Origin of the sequence: Kribbella pittospori (assembly GCF_004331465.1) — a bacterium.
GTDB lineage: Bacteria > Actinomycetota > Actinomycetes > Propionibacteriales > Kribbellaceae > Kribbella > Kribbella pittospori.
Map to the genome: position 1 here is coordinate 93,835 of NZ_SJKB01000005.1, position 25,608 is coordinate 119,442.

Genomic DNA, 25,608 nt, shown 5'->3' on the forward strand with positions numbered 1-25,608 from the left:
GGGGCGGCGCAACGACACTGCGAAGGAGAGACTGTGAGCGGACGCTGGGACATGGGCCAGGACACCCTGGGCCAACTGGCCAAGAAGACCACGACCGGAACGCAGGACCTGGGCGGCTTGGTGAAGCAACTGGTCGCCGCGGCGCAACCGCTGGAAGGCAAGATGAACGGCTCCGGTAAGCAGGCGTTCATGGCCTTCAAGGCCAATGTCGACAGCATCGCGGGCGACCTGAACGCCGGCCTCGCGGCAATCAACCAGGGCCAGTCCGGGATGGACGCCGCCTTCCGCGGCGGTGACACCGAGATGGCCGACACCGCGAAGAAGAACCAGGGCGGCGCGGACTTCAACGCCGCCAAGTTCGGCAAGCGCTGAGAGAGGAACTGACGATGGCGAACCGCAACAGCTACGACACCGCCGCCTCCGGCGAGGTGCAGACGACCATCAAGAACCTCTCCGGCCAGATCGAGGGTCTGATCGCGGCGCACAAGAAGAACGTCGCCGCCGCACTCGGGGACGCCTCGGCCACCGACGTGACCGAGAAGTACCGCGGCGTCGAGGCGCGCTTCGACAAGGCGGCCGCGTCGACCCTGGCGATCATCAAGTCGCTGCAGGACACCATGTCGGCCAACGACGCCACCGCCGCCGCGACGCTGAAGAAGGCGTCGGCCGCGGTCGACGGTATCGGCTGACGCACCCGTCGGATCCGCACGGTCCCGGACGCCGGCCAGCGAGTGGCTGCGTCCGGGCCGGTTTTGTGAGCCCAAGTTGACCCCCGACCCCTCGGAGGAGCAAGAGTGGACTGGGATATCGACGTCGCCGGTACCAGCAAGGTCCTGACGGACACACAGACGGCCGCCGAGCCGTTCAACAAGCTGTCCAAGGACTACGGCGACAAGCTGAACAACCTGATCACCCCGCTGAAGTACGACGCCTTCGCGGTCGTCGCGGTCGCGATCGGCGAGTACGCCACGCACTGGCAGCCGACGATCGAGGCCGCCGCCAAGCAGGTCGGCTCCTCCCTGACCGGCGCGTCGAACGCGGTCAGGGCCTATATGAACGGCCAGCACGACATGGTCCTGAACGCGCAGCAGGCCGCGGGGCGGGGCGAGATTCCGAAGCCTCCCGGCTCGACTCGGCCGACCGGAGGGAACAGGGCGGAATGAGTGAGCAGCAGCCGGCCGAGGTGCCGGCCGAAGTGGTCGAGGCAGGCCGGGTCCGGCTGGCCGAGTGGCTGACGGCGCAGGCGCCGTCGCCGGATCTGGGCGCGACCCCGGAGGATCTGGCCGACTGGCAGGCGCGGCCCGCCGAGGAGTTCCTGGTCTTCGTGCCGCCGGGCTACGCCAACCAGGTGTTCCTGGTGGCCGAGCACGGCGTCAGCTCCTTCGCCCCGAGCGAGCAGTCGCTCGAAGAGGCGATGGCCGCGGCCCGGCCGCAAGCCTGAGCGTACGGCGCCGTACCCGGCGGAATCAGCACCCCCGTTGACCCAGCGCGACCGAGGAATGAACTGACATGATCGAACCGAACGGCATCCCGATCGAGAAGATCTCGACCGTGGTCACGGCGCTCGAGCAGAACGTGCCGGGACTGAGCGGCCTCGGGCAGCAGTTCACCGACCTGGGCAACAACGTGCACAACACGTTCCAGCGCCTGAACGGGGTGTACCACGCGCCGGAGCGTGAGGTGCTGGTCAACTCGACGAAGAAGATCCAGACGAACCTGACCGAGTTCGGTCCGAGCCTGCCGGCCATGTCGCGGCATCTGACCAACCTGACCGGCGACGTCCGGGGCAAGCTCGGCACGCTGAAGGACATCCGGGAAGAGGCCTACGAGTGGCATCGGCGGAAGAACCGCAACCCGGAGTGGAAAAACGATCAGGACATGATCGACGACAACAACCGGATGGTCGAGGACGTCCGCCGGATCGTCCGGGAGGAGATTCCGAACCTCTGCTTCTCCGCCGCCAACGAGATCGTCAAGCTGCACGGCGGTAAGCCCTGGGACCCGAAGACCGGCGTGCGCGAGGGCGAGAAGCCACCGGAGCAGAAGGAGCAGGAGGGCGACCCGCCGCCGGAGGCGTGGGGAACGTCCGAGGAACGGGACAAGCCGCTGTGGCAGGACTGCCTCGAGTTCCCGGTGAACTTCGTCGTCGGTGTCGCCACCGTGGTCGGTGAGACGCTCGAGGGTCTGCTGACCCTGATCCCGGTGCTGCCCGCGATAGCCAGCATCCCCGGCGTACGCGACTGGGCCAAGGACAAGCTCGGGTGGGACATGCCCACCTGGGAGGACGCGGGTAACGCCTGGAAGGGCCTGGGCCTGATGGTCGCCCATCTGGCGACAGCGCCCATCGAACTCGCCTGGTGGGGCTTCGATCAGCTCACCGGTATGGACACCCGGCCTGATGCGGTCAAGTCGTACAGCGAGCAGGGCGCCCAGATGGGCCTGGGCATGGTCAAGGGCTTCGTCGCCTGGGACGAGTGGGCGAAGAACCCGGGCAAGGCGTTCGGCATGGCGCTCACCAACGTGGTGGCCACCGTGGCCAGCGGTGGTAGTGCCGGTGCGATCAAGACCGCGGCGATGGCCGGCAAGTTCGGCGCGGCGAGCATGGCGGTGGCGAAGGTCGCCAAGGTGGCCGAGTTCGCGCAGGGAACCCGGATCGCTCTGCACGACGGCGTTCTCGGCGCGGTGACGAAGATCCCGAAGGTCGGCGACGTGGTGGGCGGCCTGTCGAAGATCCCGATCGTCGGCGACACCTTCAAGATGCAGGGCGTCCCGAAGATCGACGTACCGTCGACCCACACTCCCGACGTCAGTTCGTCGGACACCCCGGACATCAGCACGCCGTCGCACACCCCGGACGTCAGTACGCCGACGGCCCACGCGAACGCGCCGTCGGTCGACACTCCATCGGTAGACACGCCTGCGGTCCACGACAGCGGCGGTACGCCGCAGACTCCGGTCAGCGACGCCCCGCTGTCCCACGCCGACCCGAGTACGACGACGCCCGCCGCCCACACCGGCCCCGGCACCACCACCCCCGGCGGCACCTCCCCAACCACCCAAATGCCGGCGCCAACCACCCACGCCCCCGACACTCAGCCCACCTCCGGCCCGTCCCGCGCACCTGACTCCACCACGCCAAGCACTTCGCGCGCGCCCGAGTCGAGCTCTCCGTCCACCTCACGGGCACCGGAGTCGACCACGCCGAGCACGTCGCGTGCTCCAGAATCGAGTACTCCGTCCACGTCACGTGCGCCGGAGTCGACGACGCCAGGCACGACGCGTACTCCCGACGGGCAGTCGACGCCGGGCACCTCCCGCGGGCCGGACTCCTCGGCTCCTGGTTCGACCCGCACACCTGACTCGACCACGCCCAGCGGCACCCGCACGCCGGACTCCACGTCGCCGAGCACCACGCGTACCCCGGACTCCACCACGACTCCGGGAACCACCCGCACGCCCGAGTCGACCACCCCGAGCTCGCACACCCCCGGCACCACCCACACGCCGGACTCACCCGGCACGCACACCCCGGAGTCCGGCACGCCGGGCACGACCCGTACGCCCGAGTCGACCACGCCGAGCTCGCACACCCCGGGCACGAGCCACACGCCGGACTCACCCGGCACGCACACCCCCGAGTCCGGGACACCGGGCACGACCCGTACGCCCGAGTCGACCACGCCGGGCCGTACGCCCGAGCCGTCGACGCCGAGCTCACACACGCCGGGCACCAGCCACACCCCGGAGACCCCCGGCACGCACACGCCGGAGACCCCCGGCACGCACACGCCGCACACGCCGGAGAGCGGGACGCCGCATACGCCGGAGTCGACCACCCCAGGTCGCACGCCGGAGTCGACGACGCCGAGCACGCACACCCCGGAGACCCCTGGCACGCACACCCCGGAGACGCCCGGCACGCGCACGCCTGAGCCAGGACCGACGCGGGCGCCGGACGTGGCACCCGCGGCGAGGAACGCGGACCCCGTCGTCCAGCCGGTCATGCCGGTGCACCCCGGCGTACCAGGGCACGTCGGCGGACCGCACGGCACGCCGAACGCACCGCACTCAAACACCCCAGGCACACCGAACGCCCCGCATTCCAACGCGCCGGGTACGCCGAACGCACCGCACTCGAACGCCCCGGGTACGCCGAACACGCCGCACTCGAACGCCCCGGGTGCGCCGAATCGGCCGCATGATGCGGCGAACGATCCGAAGTGGGACGACCCGCTGCGCCGGCAGGTCGAGATCGACCGGTTGAAGCCGGACTATCTGCGTCCGGAGCCGGGGAAGCCGCGCTCGATGGTCGACCCGCACCAGCACATTCCGGCCCGGCGCGAGGACCCGCGCTGGGGCGAGCTGACCGACTCGGTCGGCGACCCGCCCGTGAGCAACGTGCCGGACTGGGTGGGCCGGGTCAACCCGGACCACGACCTGAGCCCGCACTACCGGATGAACTGCCCGGACATCTCGCGCAACGTCGCCGACATCCTGAACGGCGGTGAGCCGCGGCTGGCGTCCGGGAACGCGTTCAAGAGCGGCGAGGATCCCGAGGGGACCCTCGAGTGGATGGACCTGGACGACTTCCATCCGGACAACAAGATGGCGGCGCCGCAGGGCCCGCACAACCCGGCGGACTTCACGAATGCGGCGTACCGCCGGGTGTACGACGCGCTGTCCGGCAAGCCGCCGGGCACGCACGCGAACATCTTCGTGACCTGGAAGGGCGGCACCGGCGGGCACGTCTTCAACGCCTTCGTCGACGAGGGCGGCCGGGTCAAGTTCCTGGACGCGCAGCCTCCCGGTGGCAAGCTTGTGGACTCGTTCCCGCCCGGCCACACCTCGCCCCACCCGGTGAACCCGTACCACGACGCCAACGGCCGGCCGGTGGACATTGACTCCATGATGTTCGCGACCCGCGAACCAGGCGGCCGCTGGGACGGCATCCCGCGCTCCCCGAATACCCCGCCGGCGTCCCAGCTGCGCTTCCAGCGCGACGTACGCCCCGTCTCCGGCACTCCCGACGTACCCAACACCAACGCGGGCCACCTCAACCCACCACCCGCGCCAACCCACACCCCGGACCCGGCCTCACCAACAACCGCACGCCCCGACACCCCACACCCAGCCACCCCCGAGGCGCGTGCACCAGAGTCCGGCACTCCGAGCTCGCGGTCCGACGCCCCCCAGTCCCAGACCCCCCGTCACACAGACCAACCGCAATCCCGCACCCCGAACCAGCCACACCACGCCCCGGACACCCACGCCCCGGACGGCCAAACGCCAGCCCCGCACGCGCCCAACGGACGCGCCCCGGAGCCGCACACGCCGGAGGGCCACACGCCGGAGACGCGTGCACCCGAGGGCCGTGCGCAGGAGGCCCACACGCCAGACCCGCACGCGCCGGAGGGACGTACCCCTGAGACGCATGCGCCGGAGTCGCGTGCGCCGGAGTCGCGTGCGCCGGAGGGACGTACCCCGGACTCGCACGCGCCGCAGGGACGTACGCCGGAGACGCGTGCGCCCGAGGGTCGTGCGCCGGAGGCCCACACGCCAGACCCGCACGCGCCGGCGAGACGTACCCCGGAGACGCATGCGCCGGAGTCGCGTGCGCCGGAGGGTCGTGCGCCGGAGTCGCATGCGCCGGAGGGACGTACCCCGGACACACACGCGCCGGAGGGCCACACGCCCGAGACGCGTGCACCCGAGGGTCGTGCGCCGAGCTCACACACGCCCGACGGGCGTACCCCGGACGGGCGTACTCCGGGCACCGACGGGCGTGCGCCGGATGGGCGCACTCCAGACGCGCGTACGCCGGAGACTCGCGCGCCGGAGGGGCGTACGCCGGCGACGCACGCACCTGAGGGCCGTGCACCGAGCACACATGGGCCGGAAGGACGTACGCCGGACACGCACACTCCGGAGGGGCGTACCCCGGGTACCGACGGACGTACGCCGGACACGCACGCGCCGGAGGGGCAGACCGCGGATCCGCATAGGCCCGACGCGCCGGAGACTCGCGCGCCGGACACGCACACCCCGGATACGCATGCGCCCGAGGCGCGGACCCCGGACACGCACACCCCGGATACACATGCGCCGGAGACGCGTACCCCAGACACACATACTTCCGGCGCGCGTGCGGCGGAGGGGCGTGGGGGTCAGCGGTTTGGGGCTGGGCGGGTGGAGGATGGGGGGCCGTTTGCGGGGTCGGAGTTGGCTGATCGGAGGTTCCGGGCTTCGGCGCAGGACGAGGCGGCGTACCGGGCCACGTTGCGGTCGATCGACCGGGCCAAGATGGCCGAGCACCGGGTGCGTGGGCGGGCGCAGCTCGGGGATCAGATCGACGATCTGTCGGACATCGAGCTCAACGCCATGGAAGAGATGCTCGGGATGCCCCATCAGGACATCAACCGAGCGTTCCGTGCCGGCGACCCGAGTGTCGAGCGGATGCCGCTCGTTCGCGTGGCGACGTCGGCGATGAACAGACTGCCCGACCACGTTGGCGAGATCCATCGAGGGATCACCTTCGATACACCGGGCGAACTGCAGGCGTTCCTGGATCGGTACACACCGGGCAACACCGTCCGGGAGCCGGCGTTCACGCACTCGGACAAGGACCCGGCCGGCGCTGAGATCTTCAGCGGCGGGCAGTACGCGCCGGCTCGCGTGGTCATGCACATCGATGCTCACCACGGCAAGGACATGTCGTTCCTGCGTGATCCGCACCTCGGTGTGGATGAGGTCATCCACCCGCCGCACACGTCGTTCTACCCGACGAAGCTGGAGTTCGATCCGGACACCAAGACGTGGCACGTACATGTGCGTGACCACGGCGGGCCGGCCGCCCCGCCCGTCGGCGAGGCGCCGCGGGTTGCGGTGGAGCCCGACAACACAAGCTCGTACTGGCGCCAGCAGGCAGAGAGCCGCTACCCGTCGCAGCAGCACCCGCCGCAGCCGCCGGTAGACCTGTCCGTCCCCGGCCAGCCCGTGCACCCGACAGCACCGTTCACCCCCGGCCACCCGCACCAGCCGGCCGACCCGTTCGCCCCGAGCCAACACCAGCAGCCCAACGGCCCAGCCCAGCCGAACTACGGTCCGCCCCACCCAGGCGAGCCGTTCGGCCCCGGGCAGCCCGACTACGGCCCGCCCCAATCGGGCCAGCCGTTCGGTCCGGGTCAGCCGGACTACGGACCGCCTCAGCCGGGGCAGTCGCTCGGTCCGGGTCAGCCGGACTACGGACCGTCCCAGCCGGGGCAGTCGTTCGGGCCGGGGCAGCAGCGGCCGGGGCAGTCGTACGGACCTGGGCAGTCGCATCAGCCGGTAGGGCCTGGGCAGCATCAGCAGCCTGACTATGGTCCGGCCCATCCGGAGCCGGACTACGGGCCGCAGCAGGGCTATCACCCCGGGGAGCAGCAGCCTGGGTATCAGCCAGGGCAGCAGCCGCATCAGCAGTACCCGGGCCATCAGCAGCCGGGGCAGGCGCGTCAGCCGTACGGGCCGCCGCATCAGCAGCCGCATGCGCCGAACCAGTCGGGCCAACCCGGGCAGCCGGGCCAGCCGGAGTTTGGTCCGGGGCATCGGCAACCGGAGCAGCCGGGCTACCCGGGGCACCAGCAGCCGAATGGGCCGCACCAGCCGGGAGAGCCGGGGTACCCGGGGCAGCAGCCGCATCAGCCGTACCCGGGTCATCAGCAGCCGGGGCAGCCGCATCAGCCGTACGGCCCGGCGCATCAGCCGAACCAGCCGGGTCAACCAGGACAGCCGGGGTTTGGTCCTGGACACCGGCAACCGGGGGAGCCGGGGTTTGGTCCGGGGCATCAGCAGCCAGGACAGCCGCATCAGCCGTACGGGCCGCCTCATCAGGAGCCGCCGTACGGGCCGGGGCATCAGCAGCCGCATGGGCCGAACCAGCCTGGGCAGCCGCATCCGCAGCAGCCGGGGCAGCCGCATGCGCCGAACCAGCCTGGGCAGCCGCATCCGCAGCAACCGGGTCAGCCGCCGCACCGCCCGGGCCCGCCGCCGCGCCACCCGGGGGAGCAGCCGGGTCAGCCGCCGTATCAACCGGGGCAGGAGCCGTTTGGGCCGGCGGGGCAGGATCCGTATCGGACTCCGCATCAGCCGGAGTCGCCGTACGGGCCGCCGCATCAGCAGCCGCACAACCCGCAGCAGCCGGGTGACCCGCGACAGCCGTATGACCCGGGGCAGCCGTACAACCCGCAGAGGCCGGGGTATTCGCCGCAAGAGCATGGGCCGTACGCGCGGCACGACCAGACGTCGCGGCAGAGCGGGTACGGATCCGCGCCGGACGGACCGCAGCCGGGGTCACACGCCGGCCACGGTGAGCAGCCGGCGGACGCTGGGCAGCCGACACACGGCGAGCAGCGGACACACGGTGAGCAGCCAGCGCACAGTGGACAGCCGACGCACGGTGAGCAGCAGGCGCACAGTGCACAACCGACGCACGGGAGTGCGTCGGAGGGTGGCTCGCCGGCGGCGCAGCGGAACGCGGAGTATCCGGTGCGCGAACCGGATCACAACGAGTTCGTCGAGAACGACACCCCGAAGGCGGAGGCCGGGTACCGCGACATCCGGAACATGACCGATGACGTCCCGAACGTCGCCGCGGCGGCGGACCTCGATCCGTCGGTGGTGGACACAGCGAGGCGGAATCTCTTCGTGAACACCCACGATGTCGCGGTCGGGCCCGGCGACATCCGGCACGGCTACTTCAGGGCGGACGAGGTGATCGCCGACCTGTGGAAGGAAGCGGCGTCGGGGAAGCAGTTGAGCCCCGACAAGGTGAACATGCTGCGGTCACTGATCGCGCACGAGGTCGTGGAGGCCAAGCTGATCGAGGCCGGGGTACCGTACAACTTCGCCGAACCGAAGCTGTGGGGACCGGACAAGTACTACGACTTCAGTCGCGAGCACGCGGGCGCGCATCAGGTGGCGCCCCGGTCGTTGCAGAGCTGGGACGAGGCGGACTTGCTGAAACACTGGAGAGCGCTCGGGCTGACCCCTCCTCCCGGTGGGATCGCGCCTGATCTGTCGAACCTGGACGAGGTCGTCCGTACTGCGATCGAGGGGATGGGATGGTGACCGATACGACCGCCGCGGAGCGCATGGTCGACCGCCTCCTCGCCGTGAAGTGGGACGACGACGTCGCCTACGAGCGGCGCCGCTCCCGCGCGCGGCTGGCGAGCGAGTTCCTGCGGCGGACGGCGCAGTGGGCGCTGGCCGTCGGAGCGACCGAGAGTTGGCCGTTCGGCGATCTGGCCGGCGCCGTGGATCCGGCGGTCGCCGTCGACCCGGCGCTGACGGCCAGGCTCGCACTCGACGCGGCAACCGCGGGCGAGTTTCCGGTCCGTCCGACGGACGCCGCCGCGATCGTGCGGTGGGCAGCGCTCGGAGACCTGCCGCGGCAACGGTTCCCGGAGCTGCCTGATCCGTACGAGCCGTTGCTGGTGCTGTTCGGCCGCGGCGGTGCGTACACGGTGGCGAACGGCGCGATCGAGCTCGGCTACGGCACGCTCCCGATCCTGTCGGTGGCCGAGCGGGCTTCGCTTGCACCGCAGCCGATCGACGCGGGCTCGTTGGACGCGTTGGATCGGGAGGGTTGAGATGTCGGGGAACTACGGGACGCAGGTCATCGAGTCGGTGGCGGTACGGCGGCGGCGGTTGCGGGAGGCTTGGTTGTTCGGGGCCGAGCGGGCCAGGAACACGTTGACCGAGCAGACCGGGAAGGTGTTCGCCAGCGTGATGATCGGGGCCGTCGCCTGCGCCGGGTGTGCCGGTGTCTCGTACTTCAAGACCTCGATGGCCAAGGAGAACGAGAAGAACCAGCAGCCGGTGCCGACGGCAACGACCTCCGGCCCGGTCAGCCCGTCCCCGTCGAAGAAGTAGCAAGCCTTAACGGCCGAACAGGTGCCGTAGCCAGGTCCGCCGGGGCTGTGGTTTGACCGCGGCCGGGAGTACGGCGGTCGGCGGCGTCGCCAGCGTCACCGGAACCTGCACCATCTGGTCGCCCTGCAACCAGAAGAGATCCGGCGAGCATCGATCCGGTGCGCCCTGGTAGCTCTCGGCGACCCACCGGGCGAGCGCGTCGGCGCGCGCCTGCCCGGCGTCGGCGGGGCAGTACGCGAGCGTGCTCAGCCGGGGTACGCCGATCAGCAGGCCCGCCCCCACCGATGCCTGTGGCAACAAGTTCTCCCGGTCCACGATCGCCATCGAGACCAGCGGGTCGTCGTCGCGGCCGAGGACGGTGAAGCCGTCGTGCTGCTGCGGCTCCAGGTCGGCGATCTCGGCCAGGGACAACTGCACCGGTGACGGTACGCCGGGATCGGCGAGCCCGAGCATCGCGCGCCGCACCACGGTCAGCCGGCGCAGTTCGTCGCCGGTACGGACGAAGACGACGACTTCGAAGTGGTCCCCGAACGGGATCAACGCGTCGGCGACCGGGCCCGCCGTCCGGGCGGACCAGCCGCGCTGCACCAGCAGGGCACGCTGGCGTTCGCCGACGTCGCCGTACCGGTGCTCCTCGGTGGCGAGCTCACCCTCCGCGACGACGGCCCGCAGCCAGGCCTCGATCTGCTCCGGCCAGCGCGGCTGTGGTAGCTGGAGGCAACGATTGACGATCTCGCCGACGCCGACCACCGCGGACATCTGCAGTGCACCCCGGCCCCAGCCGACCTCCACGGTCCGCTCGTCGGCGTCCACCACGCAACCCGGTAACCAGATCGGTGCGAGATCCGAAATCATTTCCACCACGGTGGAATCGTTCGCGCCCGTCATCCCTTGACCTCACCCACCACTAGAGTGTCTCGCACGTCCGTCGGTAAGAAGTACGAAGTCCCCCGCGCAACCGCGGGCTGGTCCAGCGGAGGAAAACCTTAGTGGCAAGCCGGATCGTGCACCGCCCGGCGCGGCGTACACCTGCCCCCGGGGTGCAGCAGCAGCGAGTGATCGAGGTCGCACCGAGTCTTGGCGGTGCCGGCGGTGGTGGAGGCGGCGGCGCCATGCAGATGCTGCTGCCGATGGTCGGCAGCATCGGTTCGGTCGCGATGATGACGATGGGCCGGTCCGGTCCGATGGTCATGGTCGGTGTCGGGCTGCTCGCGCTCACCATGGTCGGTTCCATCGGCGGCATGATCGCGTCCCGCGGCAAGGGCGGCAAGGACCGCAAGCAGCAGCGCACCCGCTATCTGGACTATCTGGAGCGGATGCGGGACGACTTCTCGAAAGAGGAGCGGAAGGCCCGGGCCCAGGCGCTCGAGCTGAACCCGCCACCGGACGCGCTGCTCGACTGTGTCGTCGACGTGTCCCGGCTGTGGGAGAGGCGCCGTACCGACAGTGACTTCCTGCAGCCGCGCTGTGGTAGCGGCCGGGTGCCGGTGGTCCCGGCGTCGGTAGGCCAGGGCGGTTCCGCGATGGAGCCCCCGGACCAGTTCATGATGGCCGAGGCCAACGCGCTGGTCCGGCGGTTCACGCTGATGCCGGACATGCCGCTGACGGTCCCGCTGGACCACGTCGGCAACGTCAGCATCATCGGTGACCGCGAGGGCGTCGTCCGGGTCGCCCGGTCACTGCTCGTGCAGACGGCGGTGTTCCACGCACCGGAGGACGTGATCCTGGCGGCCGCGTACCCGCGGGCCGCGCTCCCGGACTGGCAGTGGCTGAGCTGGCTGCCGCATGTCCAGGACCCGGAGCGCGCGGACGGCCCGACGCCGTTCCGCCGGATCGCCGACACGCCGCAGAAGCTGTCGCAACTGCTCTCCGACGACCTGTCCGAGCGGGTCCAGTGGGCGACCGAGTCGCGCCGCGGCTCGGTGAGCTTCGAGGACCGCCGCAAGCTGACCCAGCGGATCCTGGTACTGCACGACACGTACGGCGACGTCGCGGCGGAGGTCCGGCCCCAGGCCGACGACTCCCTCGTCCCCGGCGAGCTCGGTGTCACTGTCCTGCACCTGGTCGCTGACCGTGTTCAGGAGCCGAGCTCGGTGACGATGCGCATCACCGTGTACGGCGACGACGTCCGCATCGAGGACCTGCGCGGGCAGTACCCGATGGTCGCCAGCGGCCAGGTCGACCGCCTGGACGCGGCGGTGGCCGAAGGCGTCGCCCGCGAGCTCGCCCCGCTGCGGCTGTCGGCGGAGTCGCTGGAGGAGGACGCCCAGCTCGACGACGTCGACTTCATGGGCCTGATCGGCATCGGCGACGTCGCCGAACTGGACTTCAACCAGCTGTGGAAGCCGCGGTCCGACCGGCAGTTCCTGCGCGTCCCGCTGGGTGTCGACGACAACGGCGCCGTCGTCCTGGTCGACCTGAAGGAGTCCGCCCAGCTCGGTATGGGCCCGCACGGCCTGTGCATCGGTGCGACCGGCTCGGGGAAGTCCGAGGTACTGCGGACCATGGTGCTGGCGCTGCTGGCCACGCACAGTCCGGAGGATCTCGCGCTGGTACTGGTCGACTTCAAGGGTGGTGCGTCGTTCGCGCCGTTCGCCGGTGTGCCGCATGTGGCCGGCATCATCACCAACCTGCGTGACGACGCCAGTCTGATCGAGCGCGCGTACAAGAGCCTGGAAGGCGAGGTACTGCGCCGCCAGCAGGTGCTGAAGGACGCGGGCAACATCGCCAACATCACCGACTACCGGCTGCACCGCGAGCAGAACCCGGACCTGCCGGCGCTGCCGCACCTGTTCGTGATCATCGACGAGTTCGGCGAGTTGCTGAACGAGCGGCCGGACTTCATCGACCTGTTCCTCTCGATCGGCCGGATCGGCCGGTCGATCGGTGTGCACCTGCTGCTGTCCAGCCAGCGGATCGAGTCCGGCAAGCTGCGCGGGCTGGAGACCTACCTGTCGTACCGGCTCGGTCTGCGGACGTTCTCCGAGGAGGAGAGCCGGACGGTGCTGGACACCACCGACGCGTTCCACCTGCCGCCGCTGCCGGGCTTCGGGTTCCTGAAGGTCGACACCAGCGTCTACCAGCGGTTCCGGGCGGCGTACATCTCCGGTCCGTACGTTCCGCCGGCCGACGAGGTCGTCGAGGTCGAGGGCGAGTACGTGCGGCCGCACGAGCTGACGCCGTACCAGCAGTCCGAGGCGGAGCTGGAGGCCAGCAAGCCGGTCGAGGAGAAGGCGACCGAGCGGACGACCGGTCCGACGGTGCTGAACGTGTTCGTCGACCAGGTACGCCGTACTGCGCAGCCGGTGCTGAAGATCTGGCTGCCGCCGCTGCCCGCCGCCTGCACGCTGGATGGTCTGGCCGGCCGTGCGGACTACGTCGACGGCCGCGGGCTGCAGTTGGCGGTCCGATCGCCGCAGATGTGCCCGCCGGTCGGTGTGGTCGACGACCCGGCCAACCAGCGCCAAGAGGTCTTCCGGCTGGACCTGACCCGGGCCGGTGGTCACGCCGCGATCGTCGGCGGCCCGCAGTCCGGCAAGACGACCGCGCTGCGGACGCTGGTGACCTCGCTGGCGCACACCCACACCCCGCAAGAGGTCGCGATCTACGCGCTCGATCTCGCCGGTGGCGGCATGCAGGCGCTGTCCGAGCTCCCGCACGTCGGCGGTGTCGCGCTGCGCACCGACCGGGAGCGGATCCGGCGGACGGTCGAAGAGATCCGCGGCATGATCGACCAGCGCGAGCGGGTGTTCCGCAACCACGCCATCGACACGATGGAGGCGCTGCGCGCGGACCACGCGGCCGGCAGCCTCCCGGAGCTGCCGACGGCGGACGTCGTCCTGGTGATCGACAACTTCGGCGCGATCCGGACGACGTTCGACGAACTGGACGAGCCGATCACCGACATCCTCCAGCGGGGCAGCAGCTACGGCGTGCACGTGGTCACGGCGATGATGCGGTGGAACGACATCCGGATGCAGAACCAGTCGATGTTCGGGACGATGCTCGAGCTCCGGCTGAACGACCCGTCGGACTCCAACATCGACCGGCGCCTGCAGGAAGTCCTGCGCAAGGCCGGCCCGGGCCGGATGCTGATCCCGGGCAGCAAGCTGTACGCCCAGTTCGCGCTGCCCCGGATCGACGGTGCGGCCGACGACACGAACCTGACCGACGTACTCGAGGCCCAGGCGGTGGCGGCGCGATCCACCTGGCAGGGTCCGCGGGCACCGCAGATCCGGATCCTGCCGCTGCAGCTGCCGCGCAACCAGGTGGCCGACGAGGTCCGGCAGCCGGCCGTCGTCCCGATCGGTGTGGACGAGCGGGCGCTGGCACCGGTGTATCTCGACCTGGCCGGCCGGGACACCAACCTGGTCGTCTTCGGCGACAGCGGTTCCGGCAAGACCAACATCGTCCGGCTGGTCGTGCAGCAGCTGCTCGACCAGCACACCTCGGACCAGCTCGTGTTCGCGGTGATGGACCCGCGCCGCGGCCTGCGCGAGTTCGTCCCGGAGGCGTACGTCGGTGGCTACGCGCCGACCGGCCGGGTCGCCGCCGGGCTCGCCAACGGGGTGTCGGAGGAACTGGCGAAGCGGATGCCGGACGACACCGGCGCGATCCCCGAGGCAGGGCAGGGCGGCCCGCGGATCGTCGTACTGGCCGATGACTATGACCTGCTGACCTCGGGCGGCCAATCGCCGATGGACGCGTTCCTGCCGTACGTCGCGTCCGGCCGCGACATCAAGCTGCACTTCATCGTCACCCGGCGTGCCTCGGGTGCGTCCCGGCAGATGTACGAGCCGTTCATGTCCGCAGTGCTCGAGTCCGGAGCGGCCGGTCTGGTCCTGTCCGGCGACCGCAGCGAGGGACAGCTCTTCACCGGGGCCTACCCGGGCGACTACCCGCCCGGCCGCGGTTTGTTCGTACGACGGGGCGACGGGCCGGAGCTGGTCCAGACGGCGATGGCGGACCCGGCACCGGCCGTCGTCCAGAGCAGCGGAGGAGGAACGACATGACCTGCGACCTGGTGGCCCTTGTGGACGGGCGCCCGTCGAGCGACGACATCCTGGCGGGCCTGCAGGCCGCGGGGGAGGAGCTCGGTGTCCGCGCGGTCAGCGACGGGGCCGTGGTCCAGCTCTGCGACGCCGATGACCTGCCGTTGGTGTCGGTCGAGTTGCCGTTGCTGATCCAGGTGCCGGGTGAGGTCGAGCGGATGCTCGGTCCCGGCGTCGGTCCGGTGCAGACACCGGCGTGGTGGGTGGAGATCCGCGCGACGGCGACCAAGGGTGGCCGCGAAGTGGCGGAGAAGTACGCGAACTCGCTGATCGACCGGCTCGGCGGCAAGGTCTGGACGTCCGAGGGCGTCGGGGCACCCGCGACCGAAGGGACGAACTGAGATGCCGAACGAACTGCCCTTCAGCCCGGGCGTCGACCTGATCACGGACAAGGTCGCCGTCGTCATGCAGGACCGCCCGGTGATCGGCATGTCGGCCTGGCTCAGCGACGCACTGACGTCGGCCAAGGCGGCCGGGCGCGACGTCCAGCTGATCACGCCGAAGACGTCCAGGCTGACCTGGCCGGTCCGCTCGACGCTGTTCGGCGGCCTGAACGCGAAGTGGGTCGTCACCGCCGACGACGGGGAGTACTTCGACGGCCTCAACGGGGTCCGGCTGAAGTGGAACGGCGAGCAGTTCCTGGCCCGGTCGACGGCTAAGCCGGGGGAGCAGACGTCGGACCTGCACCCGGACTTCGCCGTCCAGGAGGACCTGTTCGGCCAGTTGCAGTTCACCGTGCGGGTCCGGCACAAGCCGGTCGCGAGCCTGGTGCTGGGCCGGGTCGCCGAACGGCTGTTCACCGCGACCACCGGCACCGGACCGGTCGGCTGGTCGACGTCCGAGCCGGTCACGCAGCCGTGGAGCCCGGAGGCGCTGACGGAGTACTGCCGTGGCCGGGCGCCGGATCCGACCTGGCTGATCCTCGCCGGGCAGCCCGGCGACGAGTTCCGGCCTGCGGTCGGCACCTTGGAGGCTCGCCGGACCCAGTCCGGCCTGGACGAGACCGTGACGCTGGCCGTCGCGCAGCCCGGGATGGACTTCCCCGACGTGAACAAGGTCGGCGACTGGATCGACGAGATCGCCGACAACTTCGAGCTGATCTCGGCGATGGTGATGGGGTCGTACGGCGCTGCCGACGGGACCTACCAGCCGCGGTTCGCCGGGATGGCGAGCCCGATCGGGATCGCGGCCGGCCACGAGGCGGTCGAGGGTTCCAGCGTGGCGGAGATGGTGAAGGTCGAGGGGATCAGCAAGGCGCTGGCCATCGGCCCGGCACACGCGCCCGCGATCTGGTACCCGATCGGCAACGGCCGGGACCCGCGCGACTGGGAGAAGTACGCGGCCCTGATGAAGAAGCTCATTCCCGCCGAGGCCCTGGCCGGTGGGAAGTGACGAACGAGTACGACAGGAGTAGGGATCACGTGGACGAGCGGAGCGAGTTCACCATCAGGTACAGCGCGCACCGTGTCTCATCCGCGCCCGGAGCGAAGCGAGGACGTGGATGAGCGTGTACAGCCGGGTGACGGTGATCGGGCAGCGCCGTCGGCTGGATGCGGTGCTGCCCGCCGACGAGCCGCTCGGCGTACTGCTGCCGGACCTGTTGCGGATGCTGGACGAGCCGCTGCAGCAGACCCCGCAGCGACGGTTCCTGACCACGGCAGCAGGTGCGCTGGTGCCGCCCGAGGGAACCCTCGCGTCCGCGCAGATCATCGACGGCACGGTGCTGCGGCTCGCGGCCGAGGGTGAGCTGCCACCGCCTCCGACCGTGTACGACGTCACCGAGGAAGCGGTCGAGGACCTCAAGCGCCGCGGTACGACGTTCAAGCCCGCACACCGGCGGATCCTGGCCGGAGCAGGGCTGGTGTTCTCGATCATCGCCGGCGCGATCTCGCTGCTGGTGGCCGCGCCGAACGCGCTGACCGCGGCGATCCTGGTGGTGCTGGCCGCGATCTGTGCCTTCATCGGCATCGCCCTCGGTCGCGGCGGCAGCAAGGTGGTCGCGATCCCGCTGGTCACGGTCGCGACGGTGCTGCTGGCGCTGTCGGTGGGCTTCTGGGCGCTCGACGCGGGGTGGGACCTCGGGCTCGTCATCACGCTCGGCGCACTCTGCCTTGCCTTCGGACCGTTGCTGTACGCCGCCGCGGGCGTGGCCGGTGGTGGCGCGGTCGCTTCCGCGACGTCGATCCTGTTCGTCGCGGTCTGGATGATCGGTGTCGGCACCGGACTGGCCACCGAGCGGGTCGGTGCGCTCGCGGCGCTGCTCGCCGTACTGCTGCTCGGACTGCTGCCGCGGATGGCGCTGGCGCTGTCCGGACTGTCCAACCTGGACGACCGTCGCGCGTCCGGCCAGGAGATCATGCGCGGTGACGTGCAGAGTGCGCTGAACGCGGCGCATCTTGGCCTTGCGTTGGCGACCGTGCCGATCGCCGTGTCGTCAGGAGTCGCCGGGATCATGCTGCTCCGGCAGGGCGGTGCGTGGGCGGTCGCGTTGGCGCTCGTGCTGGCGTTCCTGCTCGCGTCGCGGTCGCGGCTGTATCCGCTGGTGAGTGAGGTGGCCGTTCTGTTCGCGGCCGCGTTCACGATCGTGACGGGGTGCGTGCTGATCGCGGCGCTGAACGGTCAGGGCGGTGCGTTCATCGCACTCGGCCTGCTGGTGCTGGTGGCGATGTTCTGCGCCTTCGGTCTCGGTTTCGCACCGGCGGAGCATGTCCGCGCGCGGCTCACGCAACTGCTCGACTATCTTGAGGTCGGGGCGATCATCGTGACGGTCCCCCTGGCGCTGGGTGTGTTCGGCGTCTACTCCAAACTGCTGCACGCGTTCTGACGACCGGATGGAATGACTGAATCGAACTGGCAGGGTGACATGCTGCGCCAGATGGCGGAGCAGTCACCGGCCGAAGAACAGGCCCGCACCGACAACCCTCCGGCCCCCGCGGAACCGGGTCCGGAAGCACCGCCTGCCCCGGCGCCACCGCAGCAGCAGTACCCGGCCCAGCCCTACCCCCAGGAGCAGTACCCGCCGCAGCAGTACGTCCAGCCGCAGTACGACCAGCAGCCGTACCCGCCGCAGCAGGAGTACTACCCACCACAGCAGCCGTACGAGCAGTACCCGCAACAGCCGTATCCGCAGCAGCAATACCCACCACAGCAATACCCGCCGCAGCAGTACCCACCGCCGCCGTACGACCAGGCGCAGTACCCGCCGCCGCAGCCGGTTCCGTACCAGTACGCGCCGCCGCCACCTCCGCCGTACCAGCAGTACCCACCGCAGCAGCAGCCGCCACCACCTCAGCAAGACGGGTGGGGCGCGCCACAGCCGCAGCAGGAGGGGGACGAGGGCGACTCGGTGTTCCGGCACTTCCGCCGGATCGCATCCGAGGCGGCGTACCTGGTCGGTGCGTCCGGCCGGATGCAGCGCGACGTCGACCACATCGCGACCATCCGCCGTCCGATCGCGATCATGCGTCGCGTCGGCGTACTGAGTCCGGTCACCGACGGCGGCACGTCGACTGTCACCGCCCTGCTCGCCACCATGCTCGCGGCGCAACGCAGCGACCGCGTGGTCGCAGTGGACGTCGACCCAGCCGGCGCGGAGCTGTCGCGACGACTCGAAATGTCCCTCGGAGCCGGTCCGATCGAGGGCGTCAGCCTGGTGCGCGCCGACCCGCACCCGGAGGCAGTCCGTACGTCGCTCGCCGAGGTGCAGATCCAGGGCTCGCGCGACGTCGGTCTGGCCGTGGTCGACTGTCCAGGGACCATGTTCGACGAGGTCGCCACCGAGATGGCGTCGGCGGGGCACTGCGCTGTGCTCGTGGTGCCGTCCGCGCAGCAGGTCGCGAACTACTGCCTGACGCAGCTCGACCAGCTGACCCCGGACGGACAGGACGTGCTGCTGAGCCGCGGCGTCATCGTGATCACCATGGTCGAGAACGTCCACCCGGGCTCGATCAACTGGCTGGTCGAGGCGTTCCGGCAACGCGGTCTGGAGCCGGTCGTGCTGCCGTACGACGTCCACATCGCGCAGTCCTGGCCGATACACACCGAGTCGCTCCAGGCCGAGACCCGGCGCGCGGTGCTGGAGCTGGCCGCGCGGGTGGTCGAGACAGTCACCCGTACTGCTGGCTGATTCTCAGCAAAGTCTCAAATCGCGGTTGAATCCTGTGGAGGTTGAACCGTTCGCCTCATCTGGTCGTTTGACTCGGTATCCGCCCGTTTGGAGGGGTCGGGTAAACCGGAAGATGTAAAGCGTTCAACCACTTTCCATCAGCTATGGAGGTCCAGTTTCGATGAGCGACGACGACAGGACGGCAAATCTCGCCCGGGCGATCGACACCCTGCGTGACCGGCGGGCGGTGCTTCGAGGTGCAGCGGTCGCCGGTCTTGCCGGCGTCAGCGTGCCGCTGCTCGCCGCGTGCAGTAGCGGCGACGACGCAGGAAGTACTCCGTCCAGCTCAGCGCCCGCATCAGACCCGACGTCGGCGCCTTCATCGAGCGCGCCTTCATCGAGCGCGCCGTCGTCGAGCGCGCCGTCGTCCAGCGCGCCGTCGTCCAGCGCGAACGTGCTCGGCCCGGTGTCCGACGTCCCGGTCGGCGGCGGCAAGGTGTTCACGGATGCGAAGGTTGTGGTGACCCAGCCGGCGGCCGGGCAGTTCAAGGCCTTCACCGCGGTCTGCACGCACATGGGCTGCATCGTGAGCAAGGTCGAGAACAAGACCATCGACTGCCCCTGCCACGGCAGCAAGTTCAACATCACCGACGGCAGCGTGGCCGGCGGACCGGCACCGTCCCCGTTGGCAGCCGTGCAGGTCGCGGTCGAGGGCAGCAACATCGTGCAGTCTGCCTGACAACAGCAAAAGGCCCGGCCGCTCTGGAGAGCAGCCGGGCCTTCCGTCACTTCTGGAAGTGTCAGCCCTGCGCCGGGTCGGCCTTGCCGACGAACAGGAGCTTGTTCGGCGAACCGGTGCCCGGGTCGCCTACCTTGTCCGGCGTCGAGGCGCCGACCAGAGCGGTGGCGACGTCAGCCGGCGTCGCGTCCGGGTGGTCGGCCAGGTAGAGCGCGACCCCACCGGCCACGTGCGGCGTGGCCATCGACGTACCGCTCATCTTGGCGGTCGCGTCCGGGTCGGTGATGCCGACCGACGTGATGTCGACACCAGGTGCGAACAGGTCGACGCACTTGCCCCAGTTGGAGAACGTCGCCTTCTGGTCCTGGTCGTCGGTCGCGCCGACCGTGATCGCGGACGGCTCCTTGGCCGGCGAGCCGCCACACGCGTCCGAACCCTCGTTGCCCGCGGCAACGGCGTACGTGACGCCGGAGTCGACCGACGCCTTCACCGCCGCGTCCAGCGCGTCGTCCGCGCCGCCGCCCAGGCTCATGTTCGCCACCGCGGGCTTCTTCGCGTTCTTGGTCACCCAGTCGATCCCGGCCACCACGGACTCGGTCGAACCCGAGCCGCTGCAGTCGAGCACCCGGACGCCGAACACCTTGGCGCCCTTGGCGAGACCGTACGTCGTACCGGCGATGGTGCCGGCCACATGGCTGCCGTGACCCATGCAGTCGACGCCGTTCTGGCCGTCGCCGACCGTGTCGGTGCCGACCGACGCGCGGCCGCCGAAGTCCTTGTGCTCGGCGTAGATGCCGGTGTCGATCACGTAGACGTTCACGTTGTCGGCGGTGGTGGCTGCCTCGTACTTCTTGTCCAGCGGCAGATCACGCTGGTCGGCCCGGTCCAGGCCCCACGGCGGGTCGTCCTGGCTGACCGTGATCTTCTGGTTCTGCTGGACGTAGGCGACCCGCTTGTCGCCGGCCAGCTTCTTCGCCTGCTCCTCACTCATGCTCGCCGAGAAGCCCTTGATCGACGCGTCGTACTGGTCGCGGACCTTCACGTCGTAGCTGCTCGCCAGGCTCTGGTTGGTGGCCCGGGTCTGGGCCTGCGAGCGCTGGCCCGCGAGTACGACGATGTAGCTGCCTGGGATCGCGTCTGCGGTGCCGGCGCCGCGGATGGTCACGTCGGCCTGCTGGGCGGCATCACTGCCGGCAGCGGTGGCGACGATCGCGGTGGCGGCGAGCGCGGCCGCTGCCACGGCGCCGAGAACGGCACGTGGCCTGCGTACGGATAGGGACATGGGCGGAACTCCCTCGAGTCAGCGCAAGGCCTTGTTGCCTCACGCAAAGGTCCTGCACATCTACCCTGAGTCACACGCTAGAGAGAGCGCCCATCCCAACCGGGGGTCAAACCGGCCTTATGGGACAACCCGCAACACGACCGCAATGTTCACTTGGTTTGCCGGGCCCGATGCCGGTCGTACTTGCGGACCGCGAACTCGTGGGCCTCTGTGAGCAGCGGCTTCAACGGGTCGAGTTCGGTGGGGGAGACGATGCAGACCCAGTACTGCGAGGCATAGAACGGGTGCGGCATCAGCTTGTCGCGTTGGGCGTAGTCGTGGCCCGAGTCGAGCACCCACTCGGCATCCCGCTCGGTCGGCACCGGCCCGAACAGTGAGGTGTACGTCGCCTTCGTCAGACCGATGTTGAGTCGCCATGCGCCGGGCCCGTCCAGCCGGGAGACCTTCTCGTAGTGGTCGCCGGTGACGATCGTGGCGAAGGGTTGCTGCCGCTCGGGTGGCAGGTCCGCGGCCGGGTCGTACAGGTAGAACAGGTCGTCCTGGGCCTCGAGTACCCGCAGGCCGTCGTACGCGCGGATCAGCCGATCCAGTTCCTCGACGTTCATGCCTTCAAGTGTGTCATTGAAGCTGCTATGAAGACTTTGCCGGAATTCCGGATTTGTCGGCGAACCGAACTAGGGTGGTTGGGTGGCTGATCCGTCCTCGTACCGTCCCGCTCCAGGGTCGATCCCCGATTCACCCGGTGTCTACCGCTTCAGTGATGCCGCCGGACGGGTGATCTACGTCGGCAAGGCGAAGAACCTGCGGGCCCGGTTGTCGTCGTACTTCCAGGACCTGATCAACCTGCACCCGCGCACGCAGGCGATGGTCACGACGGCCTCGAAGGTCGAGTGGACCGTGGTCGGCAGCGAGGTCGAGTCGCTGCAGCTGGAGTACTCCTGGATCAAGGAGTACGACCCGCGCTTCAACGTGAAGTACCGCGACGACAAGTCGTACCCGTGGCTCGCCATCACCCTCAACGAGGACTACCCGCGGGTGATGGTCGGCCGGGGCCAGAAGAAGAAGGGCGTGCGGTACTTCGGTCCGTACAGTCACGCCTGGGCGATCCGCGAGACCGTCGACCTGCTGCTGCGGGTGTTCCCGATGCGCTCGTGCAGCAAGGGTGTGTTCAACCGGCATCGCCAGATCGGCCGCCCGTGCCTGCTCGGGTACATCGGCAAGTGCGCCGCTCCCTGCACCGGTCAGGTGAGCCAGGAGGAGCACCGCAAGATCGTCGAGGACTTCGCCGCGTTCCTGTCCGGCCAGACCGCGACGTACGTTCGCCGGCTCGAGAAGGAGATGAAGGCTGCCGCGGCCGAGCTGGAGTACGAGCGGGCCGCGAAGATCCGCGACGACCTGGCCGCGCTGGAGAAGGCGCTGGCCAAGAACGCGGTGGTCCTCGGCGACGGCACCGACACCGACGTGATCGCGCTGAGCGAGGACCCGCTCGAGGTCGCGGTGCAGATCTTCTACGTGCGCGGCGGCCGGATCCGCGGTGAGCGCGGCTGGATCGCCGACAAGGCCGACGGGACGGCGACCACCGGGGACCTGGTCTCGCGGTTCATCCAGCAGACGTACGCCGGTGACTCGGGCGACGTGATCCCGCGCGAGATCCTGGTCCCGACCGAGCCGGACGACGCCGAGGCGCTGACCGAGTGGCTGTCGGAGCTGCGCGGCTCGAAGGTGTTCATCCGGGTCCCGCAGCGCGGCGACAAGAAGGCGCTGATGGAGACGGTCGGGCGGAACGCGCTGCAGACGCTGACCATGCACAAGACCAAGCGGGCCAGCGATCTGACCACCCGCAACCTTGCGCTGGAGGAGATCCAGGCCGCGCTCGACCTGCCGGAGGCGCCGCTGCGGCTGGAGTGCTACGACGTCTCGAACCTGCAGGGCACCGAGGTGGTCGCCTCGATGGTCGTCTTCGAGGACGGCCTGCCGCGCAAGAGCGAATACCGGCGGTTCGTCATCAAGGGCGTCGACGGGCAGAACGACGTCGCCTCGATCGCCGAGGTGCTGACCCGGAGGTTCAAGCGGCTGCTGGACGAGCGGGCCACGTTGCAGGAGGACGAGGACCCCGCGGCCGGCCTGATCGACCCGGAGACAGGTCGCGCGCGGAAGTTCTCCTACGCGCCCGGTCTGATCGTGGTCGACGGTGGTCCGCCGCAGGTCGCGGCCGCGCGGCAGGCGATGGATGAGCTCGGCCTCGGCGACATCCCGGTCGTCGGTCTGGCCAAGCGCCTCGAGGAGGTCTGGGTCCCGGACGAGGAGGACCCGGTCATCTTCTCCCGCACGTCCGAAGGGCTGTATCTCCTGCAGCGGCTGCGGGACGAGGCGCACCGCTTCGCCATCACCCACCACCGCAGCCGGCGGTCGAAGTCGATGGTGGAGAGCGTCCTCGACGAGGTCTCCGGCCTGGGCGAGGTGCGGCGCAAGACGCTGCTGCGGCATTTCGGATCGTTGAAGAAGCTGCGTCAGGCGACCGTCGACGAGGTCGCCGACCTGCCCGGATTCGGTCGTCGTACGGCGGAGTCCGTCGTACTGGCGGTGAACGCTGCCGCAACGAAGGCCGACACCGGCCGGGCGCCGTCGGTCAACACCGCCACAGGCGAGATACTGGACGACGACGTCCCGGCGCCGGCTGGGGCGCCTGACGGGGACCCAGGGAGAACTGAGAACTGATGGACGACACGGGCGGCAATCTCATCATCGTGTCCGGCATGTCCGGCGCGGGACGGAGCTCGGTCGCGGACGTACTGGAGGACCTCGGCTGGTTCGTGGTCGACAACCTGCCACCGATGTTCCTCACCACCATCGTCGAGCAGGTCGTCGGCACCGGCGCGGCGCCGCGGCTCGCGATCGTCGTCGACGTACGCACCGGTCTGTTCTTCGACGAGCTGAGCTCGGCGATCCACGACCTGCGGCTGAAGGGGTACCGGCCGCTGACGCTGTTCCTGGAGGCGTCCGACGATGTGATCGTGCGCCGGCAGGAGAGCGTCCGCCGACCGCACCCGCTGCAGGGCGAGGGCCGGCTGCTGACCGGTATCCAGCGCGAGCGCGAACTGCTCGGCGACATCCGGGCCGGCGCGGACCTGGTCATCGACACGTCGAACATGAACATCCACCAGCTCGCCGCGAAGATCGTGAACGCCTTCGGCGACGAGGAGAACGCCGAACTGCGGGCGACCGTGGTGTCGTTCGGTTTCAAGTACGGCATCCCGGTCGACGCCGACGTGGTGGCCGACATGCGGTTCATCCCGAACCCGTACTGGCAGCCGGACCTGCGCCCGATGACCGGGCAGGACAAGCCTGTGTCAGACTTCGTCCTCGGCCATCCGCTGGCCCAGCAGTTCCTGCAGAACTACGTGGACGTGCTGGACACTCTGCGGACCGGCTACCTGAACGAGGGCAAGCGCTTCGTCACCGTCGCGATCGGCTGCACCGGGGGGAAGCACCGCAGTGTCGCGATGGCCGAGGAGATCGCCCGCAGGCTGCGCGAGAAAGGGTCACCGACGTTGGTCGTACACCGGGATCTGGGGCGGGAGTGAGTCGACCTCCCCGGGTCGTCGCCTTGGGTGGGGGGCATGGTTTGGCAGCCTCTCTGTCCGCACTTCGCCATGTCACTGACCAGCTGACCGCTGTCGTCACCGTCGCGGACAACGGCGGCTCGTCGGGGCGGTTGCGTCGAGAGCTCGGTGTGCTGCCGCCGGGTGATCTGCGGATGGCGCTGGCCGCTCTGTGCCGCGACGACGAGTGGGGCCGGACCTGGGCCGACGTACTGCAGCACAGGTTCCGCAGCAACGGTGAGCTGCACGACCACGCGGTCGGCAATCTGTTGATCGTCGCGTTGTGGGAGTTGCTCGGCGAAGCAGTCGACGGACTCGACTGGGTGGCCCGGCTGCTCGGCGCACAAGGCCGCGTCCTGCCGATGTCCGCCGTACCGCTGGACATCACCGCGCGCGTGCTCGGGCTGGTTCCGGATCATCCGGAGGCGATCACCGAGATCCGCGGCCAGGCCGAGGTCGCGACGACCGAAGGTCAGGTCGTCGACGTAGCCCTCGACCCGGCCGACCCGCCGGCCTGTCCCGAGGCTCTGGTCGCCATCGCGGAGGCCGACTGGGTCGTGGTCGGACCGGGATCGTGGTTCACGTCAGTGATCCCGAACCTGCTGGTTCCCGCGCTGTCCCGCGGCCTCCAGGAAACGAGCGCTCGCCGGTTGCTCACCCTCAACCTCGGTGAGCAGAAGGGCGAGACCGACGGTTTCTCGCCGGAGACGCACCTCGAAGTACTGGCCGCTCATGCGCCGGATCTGCGCATCGATGTCGTCCTCGCCGACGAGCAGCATGTCCCCGACCCGGAGTCGCTCCGCCGTACTGCGGAAGCGCTCGGCGCCGATCTGGTGATCGCCGACATCGCCGCCGAGGACCGCCAGCTGCACCACGACCCCGGCAAACTGGCCAAGATCTACCGCGAACTCTTCGAGTGA

The 25,608-nt window shown here is 69.9% G+C and carries 19 protein-coding genes and 1 pseudogene; 16 read left to right on the forward strand and 4 right to left on the reverse strand.

Annotated features, from left to right (window positions below; genetic code table 11):
* Positions 1–33: 33 nt before the first annotated feature.
* The 5 genes and pseudogenes from E0H73_RS17275 to E0H73_RS48400 all read left to right on the forward strand — a co-directional run.
* Positions 34–372: a hypothetical protein gene (locus E0H73_RS17275; RefSeq protein WP_238163241.1), complete on the forward strand. Its 339-nt coding sequence runs from the start codon at positions 34–36 to the stop codon at positions 370–372.
* Positions 373–386: 14 nt separating this feature from the next.
* Positions 387–689 (forward strand): hypothetical protein, encoded by a 303-nt coding sequence (locus E0H73_RS17280; RefSeq protein WP_131356880.1) that lies wholly within the window; start codon positions 387–389, stop codon positions 687–689.
* Between the two features lie 105 nt (positions 690–794).
* Positions 795–1,163 carry a DUF6507 family protein gene (locus E0H73_RS17285; protein WP_131356883.1) on the forward strand — a complete coding sequence of 123 codons (369 nt, stop codon included), beginning with the start codon at positions 795–797 and terminating at the stop codon, positions 1,161–1,163.
* Positions 1,160–1,441, forward strand: a complete 282-nt coding sequence (locus E0H73_RS17290; RefSeq protein WP_131356886.1) for a hypothetical protein — start codon at positions 1,160–1,162, stop codon at positions 1,439–1,441. Before E0H73_RS17285 ends, E0H73_RS17290 begins: the two co-directional genes overlap by 4 nt.
* Before the next feature lie 3,014 nt (positions 1,442–4,455).
* Positions 4,456–4,788 (forward strand): annotated as a pseudogene (locus E0H73_RS48400) (toxin glutamine deamidase domain-containing protein); the annotation flags it as partial.
* Positions 4,789–5,094: 306 nt separating this feature from the next.
* Here E0H73_RS48400 and E0H73_RS48405 read toward each other — a convergent pair.
* The gene (locus E0H73_RS48405; protein WP_420323430.1) at positions 5,095–5,643 is read right to left on the reverse strand and encodes a pentapeptide repeat-containing protein; all 549 of its coding nucleotides are present in this window, start codon (positions 5,641–5,643) and stop codon (positions 5,095–5,097) included.
* A gap of 3,458 nt (positions 5,644–9,101) precedes the next feature.
* Here E0H73_RS48405 and E0H73_RS17300 point away from each other — a divergent pair.
* Both E0H73_RS17300 and E0H73_RS17305 read left to right on the forward strand, forming a co-directional pair.
* Complete coding sequence (locus E0H73_RS17300) at positions 9,102–9,626, forward strand: hypothetical protein (protein WP_131356892.1); 525 nt, start codon at positions 9,102–9,104, stop codon at positions 9,624–9,626.
* Between the two features lies 1 nt (position 9,627).
* Positions 9,628–9,909, forward strand: coding sequence for a hypothetical protein (locus tag E0H73_RS17305; RefSeq protein WP_131356895.1), 282 nt, complete (start codon positions 9,628–9,630; stop codon positions 9,907–9,909).
* A 6-nt stretch (positions 9,910–9,915) separates the two neighbouring features.
* On the opposite strand, the gene E0H73_RS17310 is transcribed toward E0H73_RS17305, so the two are convergent.
* The gene (locus tag E0H73_RS17310) at positions 9,916–10,764 is read right to left on the reverse strand and encodes a hypothetical protein (protein WP_131356898.1); all 849 of its coding nucleotides are present in this window, start codon (positions 10,762–10,764) and stop codon (positions 9,916–9,918) included.
* A 134-nt stretch (positions 10,765–10,898) separates the two neighbouring features.
* Here E0H73_RS17310 and eccCa point away from each other — a divergent pair, with 134 nt between their 5' ends.
* The 6 genes from eccCa (at position 10,899) to E0H73_RS17340 (ending at position 19,804) form a co-directional block, all read left to right on the forward strand.
* Positions 10,899–14,921: a type VII secretion protein EccCa gene (eccCa, locus tag E0H73_RS17315; protein ID WP_131356901.1), complete on the forward strand. Its 4,023-nt coding sequence runs from the start codon at positions 10,899–10,901 to the stop codon at positions 14,919–14,921.
* Entirely contained in the window at positions 14,918–15,301 is a 384-nt protein-coding gene (locus tag E0H73_RS17320; RefSeq protein WP_131356903.1) for a hypothetical protein, read from the forward strand. The genes eccCa and E0H73_RS17320 overlap by 4 nt, the downstream gene beginning before the upstream one ends.
* A 1-nt stretch (position 15,302) precedes the next feature.
* Positions 15,303–16,352, forward strand: a complete 1,050-nt coding sequence (locus E0H73_RS17325; RefSeq protein WP_131356906.1) for a DUF6177 family protein — start codon at positions 15,303–15,305, stop codon at positions 16,350–16,352.
* A 109-nt stretch (positions 16,353–16,461) separates the two neighbouring features.
* Positions 16,462–17,784 (forward strand): EsaB/YukD family protein, encoded by a 1,323-nt coding sequence (locus E0H73_RS17330; RefSeq protein ID WP_131356909.1) that lies wholly within the window; start codon positions 16,462–16,464, stop codon positions 17,782–17,784.
* Between the two features lie 12 nt (positions 17,785–17,796).
* Complete coding sequence (locus E0H73_RS17335) at positions 17,797–19,086, forward strand: MinD/ParA family ATP-binding protein (protein ID WP_131356912.1); 1,290 nt, start codon at positions 17,797–17,799, stop codon at positions 19,084–19,086.
* 160 nt (positions 19,087–19,246) lie between these two features.
* On the forward strand, positions 19,247–19,804 hold the full coding sequence (locus tag E0H73_RS17340; RefSeq protein WP_131356915.1) for a Rieske (2Fe-2S) protein: 558 nt from the start codon (positions 19,247–19,249) through the stop codon (positions 19,802–19,804).
* Between the two features lie 61 nt (positions 19,805–19,865).
* Here E0H73_RS17340 and E0H73_RS17345 read toward each other — a convergent pair whose 3' ends face one another.
* Both E0H73_RS17345 and E0H73_RS17350 read right to left on the reverse strand, forming a co-directional pair.
* A complete protein-coding gene (locus E0H73_RS17345; protein ID WP_131356918.1) occupies positions 19,866–21,086 on the reverse strand; it encodes a S8 family peptidase in 1,221 nt (406 codons plus the stop codon).
* Positions 21,087–21,235: 149 nt separating this feature from the next.
* Positions 21,236–21,691, reverse strand: coding sequence for a DUF6194 family protein (locus E0H73_RS17350; protein WP_131356921.1), 456 nt, complete (start codon positions 21,689–21,691; stop codon positions 21,236–21,238).
* Between the two features lie 82 nt (positions 21,692–21,773).
* On the opposite strand from E0H73_RS17350, the gene uvrC reads away from it, so the two are divergent.
* Genes uvrC through E0H73_RS17365 form a run of 3 tightly spaced genes read left to right on the forward strand, consistent with a single transcriptional unit; the run spans position 21,774 to position 25,608 of the window.
* On the forward strand, positions 21,774–23,804 hold the full coding sequence (gene uvrC / locus E0H73_RS17355; protein WP_131356924.1) for an excinuclease ABC subunit UvrC: 2,031 nt from the start codon (positions 21,774–21,776) through the stop codon (positions 23,802–23,804).
* Positions 23,804–24,670 (forward strand): RNase adapter RapZ, encoded by an 867-nt coding sequence (gene rapZ / locus E0H73_RS17360; RefSeq protein ID WP_131356927.1) that lies wholly within the window; start codon positions 23,804–23,806, stop codon positions 24,668–24,670. The genes uvrC and rapZ overlap by 1 nt, the downstream gene beginning before the upstream one ends.
* A complete protein-coding gene (locus E0H73_RS17365; RefSeq protein WP_131356930.1) occupies positions 24,667–25,608 on the forward strand; it encodes a gluconeogenesis factor YvcK family protein in 942 nt (313 codons plus the stop codon). The genes rapZ and E0H73_RS17365 overlap by 4 nt, the downstream gene beginning before the upstream one ends.

Excerpts from the sequence above, each read along its gene's own strand:
- E0H73_RS17335 (WP_131356912.1), top strand. The coding sequence starts at position 17,797 with ATGACTGAATCGAACTGGCAGGGTGACATGCTGCGCCAGATGGCGGAG.
- E0H73_RS17320 (WP_131356903.1), top strand. The coding sequence starts at position 14,918 with ATGACCTGCGACCTGGTGGCCCTTGTGGACGGGCGCCCGTCGAGCGAC.
- E0H73_RS17345 (WP_131356918.1), bottom strand. The coding sequence starts at position 21,086 with ATGTCCCTATCCGTACGCAGGCCACGTGCCGTTCTCGGCGCCGTGGCA.
- rapZ (WP_131356927.1), top strand. The coding sequence starts at position 23,804 with ATGGACGACACGGGCGGCAATCTCATCATCGTGTCCGGCATGTCCGGC.
- E0H73_RS17325 (WP_131356906.1), top strand. The coding sequence starts at position 15,303 with ATGCCGAACGAACTGCCCTTCAGCCCGGGCGTCGACCTGATCACGGAC.
- E0H73_RS17330 (WP_131356909.1), top strand. The coding sequence starts at position 16,462 with ATGAGCGTGTACAGCCGGGTGACGGTGATCGGGCAGCGCCGTCGGCTG.
- E0H73_RS17290 (WP_131356886.1), top strand. The coding sequence starts at position 1,160 with ATGAGTGAGCAGCAGCCGGCCGAGGTGCCGGCCGAAGTGGTCGAGGCA.
- E0H73_RS17350 (WP_131356921.1), bottom strand. The coding sequence starts at position 21,691 with ATGAACGTCGAGGAACTGGATCGGCTGATCCGCGCGTACGACGGCCTG.
- E0H73_RS17305 (WP_131356895.1), top strand. The coding sequence starts at position 9,628 with ATGTCGGGGAACTACGGGACGCAGGTCATCGAGTCGGTGGCGGTACGG.
- E0H73_RS48405 (WP_420323430.1), bottom strand. The coding sequence starts at position 5,643 with ATGCGACTCCGGCGCACGACCCTCCGGCGCACGCGACTCCGGCGCATG.
- E0H73_RS17310 (WP_131356898.1), bottom strand. The coding sequence starts at position 10,764 with ATGATTTCGGATCTCGCACCGATCTGGTTACCGGGTTGCGTGGTGGAC.
- E0H73_RS17340 (WP_131356915.1), top strand. The coding sequence starts at position 19,247 with ATGAGCGACGACGACAGGACGGCAAATCTCGCCCGGGCGATCGACACC.
- E0H73_RS17280 (WP_131356880.1), top strand. The coding sequence starts at position 387 with ATGGCGAACCGCAACAGCTACGACACCGCCGCCTCCGGCGAGGTGCAG.